Origin of the sequence: Thermoanaerobacterium butyriciformans, from assembly GCF_017874545.1 — a bacterium.
GTDB classification, from domain to species: Bacteria; Bacillota; Thermoanaerobacteria; order Thermoanaerobacterales; family Thermoanaerobacteraceae; genus Thermoanaerobacterium; species Thermoanaerobacterium butyriciformans.
The window spans coordinates 45,772-62,811 of the sequence record NZ_JAGGLT010000004.1; the positions used below are offsets into that span (position 1 = coordinate 45,772).

At 34.1% G+C, this 17,040-nt stretch carries 11 protein-coding genes; all 11 read left to right on the forward strand.

Features of this window, described 5'->3' with window-relative positions:
- Positions 1 to 12: 12 nt before the first annotated feature.
- The 11 genes from J2Z80_RS02625 to J2Z80_RS02675 all read left to right on the forward strand — a co-directional run bounded on the left by J2Z80_RS02625 (position 13) and on the right by J2Z80_RS02675 (position 16,918).
- Complete coding sequence (locus tag J2Z80_RS02625) at positions 13 to 522, forward strand: hypothetical protein (protein ID WP_209453005.1); 510 nt, start codon at positions 13 to 15, stop codon at positions 520 to 522.
- Complete coding sequence (locus J2Z80_RS02630) at positions 506 to 1,900, forward strand: glycoside hydrolase family 1 protein (protein ID WP_209453006.1); 1,395 nt, start codon at positions 506 to 508, stop codon at positions 1,898 to 1,900. The genes J2Z80_RS02625 and J2Z80_RS02630 overlap by 17 nt, the downstream gene beginning before the upstream one ends.
- Positions 1,901 to 2,127: 227 nt before the next feature.
- On the forward strand, positions 2,128 to 3,138 hold the full coding sequence (locus tag J2Z80_RS02635) for a LacI family DNA-binding transcriptional regulator (RefSeq protein WP_209453007.1): 1,011 nt from the start codon (positions 2,128 to 2,130) through the stop codon (positions 3,136 to 3,138).
- A gap of 24 nt (positions 3,139 to 3,162) precedes the next feature.
- Complete coding sequence (locus tag J2Z80_RS02640) at positions 3,163 to 4,641, forward strand: ABC transporter permease (RefSeq protein ID WP_209453008.1); 1,479 nt, start codon at positions 3,163 to 3,165, stop codon at positions 4,639 to 4,641.
- A gap of 11 nt (positions 4,642 to 4,652) precedes the next feature.
- A complete protein-coding gene (locus tag J2Z80_RS02645) occupies positions 4,653 to 5,612 on the forward strand; it encodes a carbohydrate ABC transporter permease (protein ID WP_209453009.1) in 960 nt (319 codons plus the stop codon).
- Between the two features lie 94 nt (positions 5,613 to 5,706).
- Positions 5,707 to 7,455: a type 2 periplasmic-binding domain-containing protein gene (locus tag J2Z80_RS02650; RefSeq protein WP_209453010.1), complete on the forward strand. Its 1,749-nt coding sequence runs from the start codon at positions 5,707 to 5,709 to the stop codon at positions 7,453 to 7,455.
- Between the two features lie 78 nt (positions 7,456 to 7,533).
- The gene (locus J2Z80_RS02655; protein WP_209453011.1) at positions 7,534 to 9,297 is read left to right on the forward strand and encodes a permease; all 1,764 of its coding nucleotides are present in this window, start codon (positions 7,534 to 7,536) and stop codon (positions 9,295 to 9,297) included.
- A gap of 23 nt (positions 9,298 to 9,320) precedes the next feature.
- Positions 9,321 to 10,592, forward strand: coding sequence for an alpha-L-fucosidase (locus tag J2Z80_RS02660; RefSeq protein ID WP_209453012.1), 1,272 nt, complete (start codon positions 9,321 to 9,323; stop codon positions 10,590 to 10,592).
- Between the two features lie 41 nt (positions 10,593 to 10,633).
- Positions 10,634 to 12,697, forward strand: a complete 2,064-nt coding sequence (locus J2Z80_RS02665) for a beta-galactosidase (RefSeq protein ID WP_209453013.1) — start codon at positions 10,634 to 10,636, stop codon at positions 12,695 to 12,697.
- 15 nt (positions 12,698 to 12,712) lie between these two features.
- Positions 12,713 to 15,037, forward strand: a complete 2,325-nt coding sequence (gene yicI, locus J2Z80_RS02670; protein ID WP_209453014.1) for an alpha-xylosidase — start codon at positions 12,713 to 12,715, stop codon at positions 15,035 to 15,037.
- A 399-nt stretch (positions 15,038 to 15,436) separates the two neighbouring features.
- Positions 15,437 to 16,918 carry an alpha-N-arabinofuranosidase gene (locus J2Z80_RS02675; protein ID WP_209453015.1) on the forward strand — a complete coding sequence of 494 codons (1,482 nt, stop codon included), beginning with the start codon at positions 15,437 to 15,439 and terminating at the stop codon, positions 16,916 to 16,918.
- Positions 16,919 to 17,040: the final 122 nt, after the last annotated feature.

The window sequence follows — 17,040 nt, forward strand, 5'->3', positions numbered from 1 at the left end:
GAGATAAAATTTATGGGTATCATAGAAGAGTTTAAAATAAGCATATTCATGCCACAGCATTATCATAAGTTAAAAGGCGAATCTATAGTAAAACTTCTCAGATTTGATTTTATCTTGACAATTTTAGGTGTACTCTATTTAACACTTGTTAAACTAATATTGTCATTATTTACAGGCAATTTCCCTGTATTTTTAGATTATTATTCACAACTATCATTTAAAAATATCGTTTCATCACTTTTATTTCTCTATATTGGCTTGATAGCATCATCAATTGTTCTTTCAATTATTTTTTACATTGTCGCTACATTAAAAAAACCAAAAGATTTAGGCTTTTATGATTTGATAGTCTACGCAGCTCACGCTTTAACAATATGTATAATATTAGAAGAATTTTTTGGCCCTCTTGTAATTGTATTATCAATTGGGTACTTTTTAATATCAATAAGTGGAGAAAAATTAATTGCAAATTATGTATTTAACAAAGCAAAAGGAGGAAGAAAAAATGGCAAAAGAGTATAAATTTCCAGAAGGTTTTTGGTGGGGTTCTGCCACATCTGCAACACAAATAGAAGGTGCTGCAAGCGAAGACGGGAAAGGAATGAATGTATGGGATTACTGGTATAAGCAAGTTCCAAACCGCTTTTTCAACGGTGTAGGGCCTGATGTGACGTCTGATTTTTACCACAGATATAAAGATGACATAAAATTGATGAAAGAAATAGGACACAATTCATTTAGATTCTCTATATCATGGTCAAGACTGATTCCTGGAGGAGTAGGCGAAATCAATAAAAAGGCAGTAGAATTCTACAATAACGTCATAAATGAGCTTTTAGAAAATGGAATCATGCCGATAGTAAACCTGTTCCACTTTGACATGCCTATAGAAATGCAGCATATAGGAGGCTTTGAAAACCGTCAAGTCTTGGAGAATTATAAAAACTATGCAAAAACGTGTTTTGAGCTTTTTGGAGATAGAGTAAAAAGGTGGATTACTTTCAATGAACCGATAGTTCCGGCAGAAGGCGGCTACCTCTATAACTTTCATTATCCAGACATAGTAGATTTTAAGAGAGCTATACAGGTATGTTTCAATACAGTTTTGGCAAGCGCAATGGCAATTAACGAGTTTAAAAAGTTAGAGATTAAAGACGGCAAAATAGGTATTGTGCTGAATCTTACTCCTTCATACCCTAGAAGCAACCATCCTGCTGATTTAAAAGCGGCTGAGATAGCTGATCTGTTATTCAATAGAAGCTTTTTAGATCCATGTGTCAAAGGAGAATATCCAGAGAAACTTGTTGAACTTTTAAAGAGCTACAACCACTTGCCGGTATATACAGAGGATGATCTTGAACTTATAAAAAATAATACAGTTGACTATCTTGGAGTAAATTACTATCAGCCAAGAAGAGTAAAAGCAAAAGAAAACATGCCTAATCCATACGGCGTATTTACGCCTGACTGGTTCTTCGATGAATACATCATGCCGGGAAGAAGGATGAATCCGTATAGAGGATGGGAGATATACGAAAAAGGTATATATGACCTACTCATAAATGTGAGGGACAACTACGGAAACATAGAGTCATATATCTCCGAAAATGGCATGGGTGTAGAAGGAGAAGAACGCTTCATAAAAGACGGTATAATCCAAGATGACTATAGAATAGACTTTATCAAAGGTCATTTAAAATGGCTTCATAAGGCGATAGAAGAAGGATGCAACGTAAAAGGATACCACCTGTGGTCTTTCATGGACAACTGGTCATTCTTAAATGCGTATAAAAACCGCTATGGACTTGTTTCTGTGGATTTAGCTACACAAAAAAGGACAATAAAGAAAAGTGGATATTGGTTCAAAGAACTAGCAAAAAACAATGGATTTAGCGAGTAAAATTTTCCCTCTTTATGAGGGATTTTTTTATTTATTATAGAAATTGTTATCTATAAAATTATTTTTTTGGATGTTTAAAAAATTAATATAGAAGTGTCAATACAATCAATCTGTGATTTTACGGATATTTTTGAAATAAAAATTTTTTTATAACAAAGCAGGAATTTTTAAATTTTTGTAGAATAAATATTATAGTATAGAAATTGATTACTATGGAGGTATTTGATTTGGAAAATGTAACGATAAAAGATGTTGCAAAGTATGCACAAGTATCGATAGCAACTGTCTCAAGAGTTCTAAACGATAATTATCCTGTCAGCAAAGAGACTAAGGAAAAAGTTTTAAAAGCAATGAATGAGTTAAATTTCAAACCTAATAGTATAGCCAGAAGTTTAAAGAGCAATATTACTCATTTAATTGGTGTAGTTCTCCCTGACATTTCTAATTCGTTTTTTATGGAAATAATAAAAGGGATCGATAGTGTTGTCAGTAAAGAAGAATACAGTTTAATTCTATCATACACAGATGAAAATTTTGAGAGAGAGTTAAATGTTCTTAAAAGATTGTCACAAAAACGTGTTGATGCAATAATTTTGGCATCTTCGAATACGGATAATAAATATGTTGATGATCTAATTAAGGAGAATATTCCTGTTGTATTGATAGATAGAAAGATTAAAAACAGCAATGTGGACGTTATTGCAAGTGATGATTTTGGAAGTGCTTATACATTGACTAAATATTTAATAGAAATGGGACATAAGGATATTTGCATTGTAAATGGCAATTTAAATGTTAGCACTGGTATAGAAAGGTATGAAGGGTTTAAAGCTGCAATGATGGATCACAATATTGAGATTAAAGATGATTTTATCCTCAATGGGTATTATTCTTGGGAAAAAGCATATGAAGAAGTAAAAAAGTTGATTGTGGATAAAAAGATTGTACCATCAGCTATTTTTGCAGCTAATAATAGGATGGCAGAGGGTACGATGCTAGTGTTAAAAGAGAATCATTTAAAAATTCCTGATGATGTTTCACTTGTGACTTTTGAAGAAATTGAAAATCAGAAGCTGATAGAACCAAAACTTACTTGTATTAAACAAAATGCTTTGTTAATGGGGAAAAAAGCCGGACAAATGATTTTAGAGAGAATAAAGGATAAAGAAGCTAATCCTAAAGAAATAGTTGTAGTGTCTGATCTCGTTATTAATGGTTCTGTCAAAAAAATAAATTAAATTAAACTATAGGTGGTGAATATAATGCCTGGAACAAATAGCATTTTAGTGGTATCAAAAAATCAGCTTAACAAAATCAACACTTGGATGTTTTTGCTACGTGGATGTGCGATTCTGATTTTGATATCAACATTTATTCCTGCATTGAACCCAGCGATGGTCAGTGGTTTGATTGATAAGAATTCTGCTTTATTTACTATGGCAGTGTCTTATAGTTCGCTTGTAGAAGGATTTACAAGAGCAATAAACAGAGGCTGGGTTAATAGTGGTACGGTGCTAAATATATATATTTCTTCTCTTCTAACCTTTCTTAGTGTTGCGGCGATTGTGGCAGGTTGTTGCATGACGCTGGGTAAGTTGAAATTGCAAAGATTAGGTATAAAAATTATCATTATAGGGTGTGGAGCAGCTATAATTTCCTTGCTTCTTTTGTTTCCGGCGTACTATGCTCTTTGTGGAAGTACTAACCTTAACGCAGTTCAACCTATGATATCATATTCATATTTGATTTTTGATATTTTTTTAATCGTTTGTGCCGTATTAGGGTTTGTCAATATAAAATTGCTACCTAGGCCGTCGGAAAACGATAAATATGAAATGGAAGCAAAATATAAACTGTTTTTAATGGCGCTTCCGTTTGTAATCCTTTGCTTTTTGTTCTCTTATTTGCCTCTTTGGGGATGGCGTTATGCGTTCTTTGATTATACTCCAGGACTTGGACTAAGCTGGAATAACTTTGTTGGGCTTAAATGGTTTGAATTTTTGTTTAAAAATGCAGCTAGTAGAGCTGATATCATAAGGGTTATGACAAATACTCTTGCGATGAGTGGAATTGGCATCGCAACGTCATTCTTACCAATGGCTTTTGCAATTTGCCTTACAGAAATCAGATCATTAAAATTGAGAAAATCAATTCAGGTTGTTACAACGATACCGAATTTTATCAGTTGGGTTCTGGTGTACAGTTTGGCTTTTGCTATGTTTTCTACGGAAGGATTCGTCAACACGGTTTTGATAAATTTAGGGTTAGAAAAAACAGCTACTAATTTTCTAATGAGTGGAAGTCATATTTGGCTTAAAATGTGGTTATGGGGGACATGGAAAGGCCTTGGATGGAGTGCAATTATATACATAGCAGCAATCTCAGGTATAGATCAGCAACTTTATGAAGCGGCTACTGTGGATGGTGCAGGACGATTTAAGAAGATATGGCATATTACTATACCGGGTCTTATGCCAACATTTTATGTGTTGCTTCTTTTGAGTATTGCAGGCATTCTTTCAAATGGAATGGACCAATATTATGTATTCAGGAATGCAGCAAATCAAAATTCAATTGAAGTGTTAGATTTATACGTGTATTTATTGGGGCTTGGCAGTGGTGGAACTGGAAATATACCGTTGGCAACGGTCGTTGGCATGTTGAAATCTGTAATCAGTATTACGTTATTAATGGCTGCAAATTGGTTTTCCAAATTGCTACGTGGTGAAAGTATAATTTAGGGGGATTAATAATGAATGCAGATAGTGTAAATAAGACTAATTTGCCATCAAAAAAATTTAAGATATTTAAGGTCAGAAGTGATAGAGGTCTAGGTGATATAATTTTTGATTTCTTTAATCATGCGTTCTTCATATTGTTTAGTCTAATTTGTTTATTTCCATTTTATTATCTTTTCATAAACACTATAAGTGATAATAATTTAGTAAGTTCAGGACAGATATTATGGTATCCTAAAGGAATTCATTTTGATAATTATTTAGCTTTGTTACAAGTACATGATCTTGCAACTGCAACATTTGTATCTGTAGCCAGGACTATCATTGGAACAGCATTGATGGTATTGGCATCGGCTTTTGTTGGATATTTAGTGACAAAACAAAAAATGTATGGTCGTAGATTTATTTATCGCTTTATAGTAATTACCATGTATTTTAATGCCGGATTAATTCCTTGGTATTTAAATATGTCTATGTTAGGTTTAACTAATAATTTTTGGGGCTATATAATTCCTGGAATAGTGTCGCCGTTTAACATTATATTAGTAAAAACGTATATTGAGTCAATACCACCAGATCTTGAAGAAAGTGCTGAAATAGATGGGGCGGGATACTTCACTATATTTTGGAAAATTATTTTGCCGCTATCTAAACCTATTTTAGCTACAATTGCTATATTTGGTGCTGTTGGTAACTGGAATAGCTTTACTGATTCTATGATATTAATGTCTGGAAATCCATCCTTATACACATTGCAGTATAGGTTGTATATATATTTGACAAGTACGTCAGATTTAGCGACTTTGATGAATTCAGGAGGATCGGTTTCTCAAAACGTCATAAATTCGGTTATGAATATGAGGACGATGAGAATGACAGTTGCAATGGTAACTCTTATTCCAATTTTACTGGTGTATCCATTTATGCAACGATATTTTGAGAAAGGAATTATGATTGGTGCTGTTAAAGGATGAGACAGAAAAGGTCATTAAGGATTAAGCTAAAAAAATTAATATTTTCAATAAATATTAATTTTTATAAAAAATTATAAATTAAGGAGGTTTTAATGTGAAGATGAAGAAAATTATAGCCGTCTTAGTAACAAGTGCCATGATATTATTTACACTGGCCGGTTGCGCACCTAAAGTCACTCAAACCAAAACAAATAATTCAAATACTGTTTCAGCCAATGCAAAAGAAGGCGACATAGCGTCAATAAGACCTAAGAATCCTATAACCCTTACTGTTTATAGTCAGTTGGCAAATTTTCAGGGTGAACAGACAGGATGGTTTGCAAAAATTCTTTTGGATAAATTCAACGTAAAATTGAACATTGTCAAAGATGGCGATGGTGTTTTTGCTACAAGATTAGAATCAGGTAATCTTGGCGATATAGTGGTATTTGGAAATGACTCCACAGATTACCAGACAGCTGTAAAAGCCGGTGCATTGTTGGATTGGAACAAAGACAATTTACTCGATGATTATGGTCCTTATATTAAGGCTCACATGCAGATGGCTTTAGAAAAGAATAAATCTATTTCCGCTGGACATGTATATGGTTTTGGACATGATGTTGGCAGCACTGCTACAGAGCATTCAGCTCCATTCTATGGTCCATTCATCAGATGGGATCTGTATAAGCAGTTAGGATATCCAAAGATAAACACATTAGAAGATTTTATTCCTCTCTTAGAAAAAATGCAGCAATTAGCGCCAACATCTGACACAGGGAAGAAAACATATGGAGTCTCTTTATTTAAAGACTGGGATGGAAATATGGTTATGTTTGTAAAAGCAACGGCAGCTCTATACGGTTGGGATGAATTTGGATTTGGACTGTATAACGTGAATACAGGAGAGTATCAAGATGTGCTAAAACCGGGTGGAGAGTACTTGAGGATGCTAAAATTCTACAATACTTTATATCAAAAAGGGTTACTTGATCCAAATTCCATGACACAAACTTTTGATGACGTAACACAGACTTATAAAACAGGTGGTGCATTCTTTAATATATTTGACTTTATGAGCAGTGCAATATACAATACACCAGATCATCTGAAGGCAGGAAAAGCTATGATGCCTTTAGTGGCTTCTGATCAAAAGAATGTAGCTTACGGTTTAAATATGTATGGAGGAAATCGCGTTTGGACTATTGGTGCAAAAACACAATATCCTGAATTGTGCATGGCTATTATAAATTGGCTATCAACACCTGAGGGTGTAATGACAAATAACTATGGACCTAAAGGTATAACTTGGGATTACGATAAGGAAGGCAGACCGATTTTGACACAATTAGGTGAAAAAGCCATGAGTGATGGCAACACAGAGCTTCCTGCTCCATACTCGGGGAAATTCAGTGATGGTGTTGATGAAATAAATAACACTACTTGGGCAATAGATTCGAAAAATCCAGATGCGAAAAATGGCGATACTTACAACTACAAATTCTGGGAGACGCAGCAATCGCTGCCCGTAAGTTCAATTGAACAGGATTGGAGAGACAAAATGGGCGTTCCTAACTTGGATCAATATTTGGTGAAAAACAATCAATTGGCAATTTCCCTTGGAACTACTTATTCTGCTACACCTATGTCTAATGAATTAACTACTACCTGGAACCAAGTAAAGCAAATAATTGTAAATGGTTCTTGGAAAGCAATATATGCAAAATCAGATGCAGAATTTGACTTCATTGTAAAAGATATGACGAATCAAGCATATGCACATGGATATGAGGATTGTGTAAAGTATCAACAGCATGAAGCACAGATACGTAAGTCATTAGATGACAAAGTGAGAAATAAATAAGCAGTATTGGGGTCTTACGCTTATTTGGTAAGATCCCAATTTTTCAATCAATTTAAACGAAAGGAGTATTTTTCAATCATGAATATTGAAGGAAACAACCGTTTCCCAGATAAAGAATTTGGTACGAAAAGTTATAACAATTTTAAAGCTGCAATATACTGTCCTGTCGGCGATTTAATAAGCATTACAGATATAGAGCTATTTGCAAAAAAATTTGCATGGATCGAGAAACATATAAATATAGGAAAAGTCTACTTGGAAACATATCGACAAGGCATCACTATTTCTAAGGAACAAATCATAAAGTTAATAAACTTTTTTAAAGAAAAAGGAATTGAGACCGCAGGTGGAATTACGACTGACAATGCTCCAAAAGGGGAAGGAGGTTTTAATCCACTATGCTATACCAATCCTGATACAGTTCAATTTCTAAAAGATGTGGTGGAATTTACGGCTTCACTATTTGATGAAATAATTTTAGATGATTTCTATTTTACAAATTGTAGATGCTCATCATGTATCAAAGCAAAAGGAAATAGATCGTGGAAAGATTTTAGATTAGAGTTGATGAAAGAAATCTCTGAGAAAATAATAGTTGGTGCGGCTAAAGCGGTAAATCCAAACGTCAAGATGATCATAAAATATCCAAATTGGTATGAGCATTATCAGGAGACAGGTTATAATCTTGAAGAAGAACCAAAGGTTTTTGATGGAATTTATACAGGCACAGAAACGCGAAATCCTACGTATACTCAGCAGCATTTGCCAAAGTATTTAAGCTATTTTAATTTGCGGTATATGGAGAACGTAGCACCTAAGCGGAATGGTGGCGGTTGGTATGATCCATTTGAGTGTTCATACAATCTTACATCATATGCAGAACAAGCCTACTTGACGTTGTTTGCAAAAGCAAAAGAGGTGATGATGTTTAGCTTAGGTTCATTATTGGACCCAGAGTTTTCACTATGTGTGCCTTTAAATGGCCAAATTTTTATGGATTTGGATTCTTATTTGGGGGATATAGGTGAACCGACTGGTATTGCTACGTACTTGCCATATCATAGCCATGGGGAAGACTATTTGCATAACTATATAGGTATGTTGGGAATTCCACTTGAGCCATATCCTAAATATCCCGAAGCTGCCAAAACAATATTTTTAATAAAAAGTGCAGCTATGGATAAAGATATTGTATTTAAAGTGGCTAAAAGCTTAGAAAATGGTGCAGATGTTATAGTTACATCTGGTTTTCTTGAAACGGCTACAAACCTTGGGTTTCAGAATGTATTGGCAAACGTTACAGTAACAAATAGAAAGGCAAGTATTAACAATTACGCTTACTCAAATGATGGAGGAATTACATTCGGTGGCTGTGAAGAATCGGCAAAATCAATTGAAATACCACAAATAGAATTTCAGACTAATGATATTTGGGAACTTATTGCAGGTTTTGGACAGGATAATAACTTTCCTATATTGTTAAAAACAGTTTATGGGAAAGGACATCTATATATACTTACTATACCTGAGGATTATGGAGATTTATACAATTATCCCAGAAAAATTCTCTATATAATTCGAACTGTATTTTTGAAAAATAGTTCCATAATGTTAGATTCTGTTTCAAAGATAGGATTGTTTCTTTACGATAATGACTGCTTTATTTTGCACTCTTTTATACCTTGGTATGATGAAGTCTGTTTAATATTGAAAAATGGATACACGGCTGTAAAAGATTTGGTAAGTGGAAAGATTATAAAGTCAGAAATTGAAAAAGAAAATTATGTTATAAGATTTCGTGTTTCTCCAGGAATAAATAAAGTATTTAAGCTTATAAAATAGTTTAATGAAATGGAGGTTTTGTTATGACATCAAAAAAAGCGAAATCTATTGATTGGTTTACAAATGCCCGTTTTGGTATGTTTATACATTGGGGATTGTATGCAATTCCTGCACGAGGTGAATGGGTACGCAGTCAAGAAAGAATATCTAATGAAGACTATGAAATATATTTTAGGGAATTCAATCCAATAAATTATAATCCGCATGAATGGGCTCAATTGGCTAAATATGCAGGAATGAAATATGCTGTAATGACTGCGAAACATCATGATGGATTTTGTTTATTTGACAGCAAATTGACTGATTATAAATCAACAAATACACCAGCCAAAAGAGACTTTATAAAAGAATATGTAGATGCCTTTCGAAAGGAAAATTTACGCGTTGGATTATACTATTCGTTGCTTGATTGGCATTATGATGAATATCCTGCATACAATGATCCTTATCATCCCATGAGAGGAAATGAATTATTTAAAAACAAGGAGTATGATTTTTCTAAGTATGTAGATTACATGCATGGCCAGGTGAGAGAGCTTGCAACAAATTACGGTAAGTTAGATATTATGTGGTTTGATTTTTCTTATGAAGATAAAACAGGAGATGCATGGCGAGCATCAGATCTTGTCAAAATGATTCGTTCTAATCAACCAGAAATATTAATAAATAGTAGATTAGGTGGAAATTTAAAATCAAAAAATCCTGAAATATATGCAGGTGATTTCGCAACACCCGAGCAGATGATTCCAACAGAAGGTGTTTTTGATGAATTGGGTAATCCTGTGCCATGGGAAGCATGCATAACAATGAATGACCATTGGGGGTATTGTGCAGTAGACAAAAACTTTAAATCCGCAAAACAGATTATAAGACTTTTAGTAGAATGTGTGAGTAAAGATGGCAATTTGCTTTTAAATGTTGGTCCAAATGCTAAAGGGGAAATACCAGAAGAATCTGTAGAAGTGCTTTTGCAAATAGGCAAATGGATGAATAAAAATAGCGATAGTATATACAATTGCGGGTTATCTGAACTGCCAAAGCCAGAGTGGGGAAGGTATACGAAGAATGGGAAAAAGCTATATGCACATATTTTTGAAAGAGGTTTAGGACCGATAGTATTGAAAGGTTTAAAAGGGAAAGTGAACAAGGCCAGATTGCTATCTGATCTTTCGGAAATTAAAGTTACTGATTATTGGCATGACAATTTAGATGGTCAAGATTGTGCATTCCTCGATGTTCAATGGGCAGGACTTCCTGATGAAATTGATACTGTAATTGAGTTGGAATTAAAATAACAAAAATATGTTTTAACTTTAAGTCTACTGGAGGTAATTTTATGGAGAAATATAAGCCAATAAGTGAAAAATATCCACACTTTCTTCATGGTGGAGATTATAACCCTGACCAATGGATAAATTATCCTAAAATTTTAGATGAAGACATAAGATTGATGAAATTAGCCAATTGGAATGTGGTAAGTTTAGGCATATTTGCTTGGGCAGCCATAGAACCAGAAGAAGGCAATTATCAATTTGAATGGTTGGATCGCATAATGGACAAGTTGTATGATAATGGAATATATGTCATACTTGCAACACCTAGTGCTGCACCTCCTGCATGGCTTCTTGAGAAGTATCCAGAAGTAACGAGGGTTGATTCAAATAGAGTAAGGCATCTCTTTGGAGGAAGGCAGAACCATTGCTTTACGTCTCCTATATACAGAGAAAAAGTAAAAAATATCAATAGAAAACTTGCAGAGAGATATAAAGACCACCCAGCATTAGTAGCTTGGCATGTATCAAATGAATACGGTAATGATTGCCATTGCGATTTATGTCAAGAAGCATTCAGAACTTGGCTTAAGAAAAAATACAATAACGATATAAAAAGATTAAATCATGAATGGTGGAGCTACTTTTGGAGTCATACATTTACAGATTGGTCACAGATACAAACGCCATCACCAATTGGCGAAACAACTATACATGGATTAAACTTAGATTACAAGAGATTTGTAACAGATCAGACGATAGATTTTTTCGAAAATGAGATTGCACCTTTAAAAGAGTTAACACCCAATATACCTATAACAACTAATTTTATGGGGACTTTTCCGGGACTTAACTATTGGAAATTTGCAAAACATCTTGATGTCATATCATGGGACAGCTATCCGACTTGGCATGGAAACGAAGAGGATTGGGTAGTTGCATATAAAACAGCATTTGTTCATGACATCAATCGCTCACTTAAAGGTGGGCAGCCTTTTATGCTGATGGAAAGTACACCAAGTGTTACAAATTGGCAGCCTGTTTCAAAATTAAAAAGACCAGGAATGCATGTTTTATCATCAATACAGGCAGTTGCCCATGGAGCAGATACTGTTCAGTATTTTCAATGGAGAAAAAGCAGAGGAGGATTTGAAAAATTTCATGGCGCAGTAGTAGATCACTGCGGACATGAAAATACAAGAGTATTTAAAGATGTTAAAGAAGTAGGAAAAATACTAAAAAGGTTAGATCCGATTATAGGTACATCTGTAAAGCCAGAGGTGGCTATAATTTACGATTGGGAAAATAATTGGGCAATAGAAGATGCAAAAGGCCCAAGGCAAGAAAAAAAGGATTATCTTTTGACATGTCAGTCACACTATAGACCATTTTGGAGTAAAGGCATTCCGGTAGATGTAATCGATATGGAAAGTGATTTTAATGGATACAAGTTATTGATAGCTCCAATGCTTTACATGATAAAAGAAGGTGTAGCTGAAAAGATAAAGCAATTCGTAAAAAATGGCGGAACTTTTGTAACGACTTATTTAAGCGGCATAGCAAACGAAAATGATCTTTGCTATTTAGGTGGCTTTCCTGGACCGCTGAAAGAGGTATTGGGGATTTGGAGCGAAGAAATAGATGCATTGTACGATAAAGATGAAAATTATGTAGTTTTCGATGAAGCTAACGAATTAGGCGTTAGAGGTGAATATAAAGCAAAGGAGCTTTGCGAAATTATTCATCTTGAAGGAGCAAGAGATTTAGCCAAATACAAAAAAGACTTTTATGTAGGTTATTCTGCTGTGACAGTTAATAATTACGGCAATGGGAAGGCATATTATATAGCATTTAGAAATAACGATGATTTTGTCGATGATTTTTATGGCAAGATAATAGAACTTTTAGATATAAAAAGAGCGATAGATGTTGATTTGCCAGTTGGAGTTACTGCTCAATTGCGGACAGATGGAAATAGAGAATTTATATTCTTGTTAAACTTCACAGATGAAGAGAAAGCATTAAATCTAAAAGACACTGAATATATAGATATAGTAGATAATGGCATATTAAGCGGAAAAGTTGTATTGCCGCCTTATGGATTTAAGATTGTAGAAAAGAGAAAATAAAGGGGTTGATAGACAATGAAATTTACAGATGGAAATTGGCTTGTAAAGAAAGAATACAACATTTTTGGAGCTGTAGAAGTAAATGATTATGAGATTAGTAGTAATAGTGTAATTTTATATGTACCTACGTTTCATGTAAACAGTAGAGGAAATACATTAGGTGGTCCTCTTTTGACTGTAGAAATGAGTTCGCCGATGGAAAATGTAATTAGTGTTAAATTATATCATTTTAAAGGCAAGACAAAAAAGAGTCCTAAATTTAAAATAAACAGAAAAGAAGACGTAGAAGTAGATATAAAAGAAGATGATGGCTATATTGCTTTTACAAGCGGAAATCTTACGGCGAAGATAAAAACTAAAGGAGATTGGTCAATTGATTTTTTCATAGGTGATAAGCGTATTACTGGTACAGGTTTTAAAAACATGGCATGTATAACATCGCAAAGTGGAGATACTTACATGCGGGAGCAATTAGATTTAGGTGTTGATGAATATGTATATGGCTTAGGCGAGAGGTTTACGTCTTTTATTAAAAATGGTCAACAGGTAGATATATGGAATAGGGATGGTGGTACCAGCAGTGAACAAGCATATAAAAATATACCACTTTATGTAACAAATAAAGGATACGGTGTTTTTGTAAATGATACAGGACTCGTTTCATACGAGATAGCTTCTGAGAGGGTTTCAAAAGTACAATTTAGTGTGATGGATGAAGAGATGGAATATTTTATAATCGGCGGAGGAACCATAAAAAACGTACTTATAAATTATACTTCTCTAACAGGGAAGCCATCATTGCCTCCTGCATGGTCATTTGGATTGTGGCTTACAACATCTTTTTTAACAAATTATGATGAGAAGACGGTTAGCTTTTTTATAGATGAAATGCTAAGGAGGGACATACCACTTAGTGTATTTCACTTTGATTGCTTTTGGATGAAGGAATTTCAGTGGTGTGATTTCGAATGGGACTCAAGATACTTTCCTGACCCTGAAAATATGTTAAAGAGGTTAAAGGAAAGAGGTGTTAGGATATCTGTTTGGATAAATCCATATATAGCCCAAAAGTCGAAGCTTTTTGATGAAGCATCAGAAAAGGGTTATCTTCTGAAAAAGGCAAATGGGGATGTATGGCAATGGGATCTATGGCAGCCTGGAATGGGAATAGTTGATTTCACAAATCCTCATGCGTGCCAATGGTTTTCGTCAAAATTAGAAAAACTTATTGACATTGGCGTAGACTGTTTTAAGACGGACTTTGGCGAAAGAATACCAACAGATGTTGTTTATTACGATGGTTCTGATCCTGAAAAAATGCACAATTATTATACATTTTTATACAATAAAGTGGTTTATAATACACTTGCCAAAAAACTTGGAAAAGACAAAGCGATTGTTTTTGCAAGGTCAGCTACAGTAGGTAGTCAACAGTTCCCAGTTCATTGGGGCGGTGACTGCAATGCCACATATGAATCAATGGCAGAAACCTTACGCGGTGGTCTTTCATTAAGCATGTCGGGATTTGCTTTTTGGAGTCATGACATAGCTGGATTTGAAAGTACAGCTACACCAGATATATATAAACGGTGGACAGCTTTTGGGCTTTTATCTTCTCACAGTAGACTTCACGGCAATGCAGCATATAAAGTGCCATGGTTATATGGTGAAGAAGCCGTCGATGTTCTAAGGCATTTTACAAGATTGAAAAACAAACTGATGCCATACTTGTATTCAAAAGCGTATGAAGCATCAATTACTGGAGTGCCTGTCATGAGACCGATGGTTGTGGAATTTTTAGATGATCCAACTTGTGCGTACATTGATAGACAGTATATGTTTGGAGATTCTTTAATGGTTGCTCCAATATTTAACGAAGAAGGAATTGCAAAATACTACTTACCAAAGGGAAAATGGACTAATTATTTAAATGGCGCAGTCATAAATGGTCAACAATGGATTCAAGAGAAACATGGTTACATGAGCATACCTCTTATGGTTAGACCAAATACGATTATTGCGACAGGAAATATTGACAGTAGATCTGACTATGATTATTTGGACAATGTAAGTTTTGAGATATTCCAGTTAGAAGATGGATTAGAGGCATCTACAGTAGTTTATGGAATAAACGGGGAAGATCAAGTGACCGTAATTGCTAAAAAAGAAAGAAATTCAATTGAAGTGAATGTAGATGGTGCCAAAAAACCTTGGAGTGTATTGCTGAGGGGAATTTATAATGTAAAAGAAGTAATAGGTGCCTCATATGATAATTGTGAGTTTGGAGTAAGGATAATACCTGAGAAAGATAGTTCAAAAATAAACATTATATTGTCGTAGGATATTATTAGTAGTAGATAAAAGGTTTCCACTAATAAATTGATTAGAGGGAAGCCTTTTATTTTTATAAAAAAAGTAAAAAATTTTTAAAGACAAAGAAGGAATTTTAAAACTGACGTCGAATATATATAACAAGATGTACGTACAATGATAAAGTTATATATAATTTATAAGCACGTAAAAATAATTACCTTAAAATGATTGATGATCTAAGGAAAGAATGTTAGCATAAAAATTTTTTAAAAAAAATTTTAAAAGACAAGGAGGAATTTTAAAAAACATGTAGAATATATATTAATATAAGATGTACGGATAAATAAAAATAAAAGTATCAAATGTATATATAACTGACAATGCTTGTGGACGATGAAGAAAACCTTTTGTAAAAGGAGTATATGTATGTTAGCAAAAATCGTTATCAATGCAGATAACAAAAAAGGCAAGATCAATAAAAACATCTACGGTCATTTTGCAGAGCATTTAGGAAGATGCATATATGGTGGTTTTTGGGTTGAAAATGATTCGGAAATCCCCAAAATAGATGGGATTAGGAAAGACGTTGTCGAAGCATTAAAGAAGATTAAGATACCTGTATTGAGATGGCCCGGTGGATGTTTTGCGGATGAATACCATTGGAAAGATGGCATAGGACCTTATGAATCAAGACCAAAGATGGTCAATGTACATTGGGGTGGTGTAATCGAAAACAATCACTTTGGTACGCATGAATTCTTTGAGCTATGTGATCTATTGGATGCAGAGCCATATATTTGTGGCAATGTTGGAAGTGGCACAGTTCAAGAGATGAGAGAATGGATAGAGTACATGACATTTGATGGAGAATCGCCAATGGCAAATTTGAGAGCCTTAAATGGAAGAAAAGAACCGTGGAAGCTTAAATACTTTGGTGTTGGCAATGAAAGCTGGGGCTGCGGTGGCAATATGCGTCCAGAATATTACGCTGATGTATATAGAAGATATTCCACCTATGTAAGGAATTTTGGTAGCAATAAGATATTTAAGATTGCTTGTGGACCCAATACAGACGATTATAATTGGACGGAAGTGTTGATGAGAGAAGCTGGTAAGTTTGTGGATGGCCTAAGTTTGCATTACTATACAGTACCAGGCACATGGGAAAGAAAAGGATCAGCCACAGATTTTGATGAAGAAGAATGGTTTATTACGATGAAGAAAGCGTTATACATGGATGAATTAATATCAAAACATTCCACTATTATGGATAAATATGATTCTGAAAAAAGAGTTGCATTAGTTGTAGATGAATGGGGCACATGGTATGATGTAGAACCAGGTACAAACCCTGGGTTCTTGTATCAACAAAATACAATGAGAGATGCTTTGGTTGCAGGTATTCACTTTAACATATTCAATAAACATTGCGATAGAGTTAAGATGGCTAATATAGCACAGACTATAAACGTTTTACAAGCAGTAATTCTTACAGATGGAGCTAAAATGGTACTTACACCGACATATCATGTATTTGACATGTACAAAGTTCATCAAGATGCAGAATTATTAGATTTTAATATTGATACGCCTGAATATATGATAGATTCAGAAGAAAGCATACCTCAAGTAACAGCTACAGTTTCCACTGATGATGGTGGAAGAATTCATATTTCTCTGTGCAATCTGAATTCAAAAGAATCAGTAACAGTGGAATGTGAACTTAGAGGAGCAAATGTAAGCAAAGCAACAGGTACAATTTTAACTGCTGAAGAAATGAATGCACATAATACTTTTGATAATCCTAATAATGTTGTTCCAGAAGAATTTGACGAAGTCAAAATTGCAGGAAATAAGTTGATTATATCAATGCCTAAAATGTCAATTGTTACTTTGGAAATAGCTTGATTTAAATAAAATTAAGTGAGGTGTAAATTTATGTAATATATTTTAATAACTTGATTTAAAAATGGAAGGAGGTGTTAAGATTATCTTTGGGAGTAGTTATGAATATAGGAAGTAAAATCAAT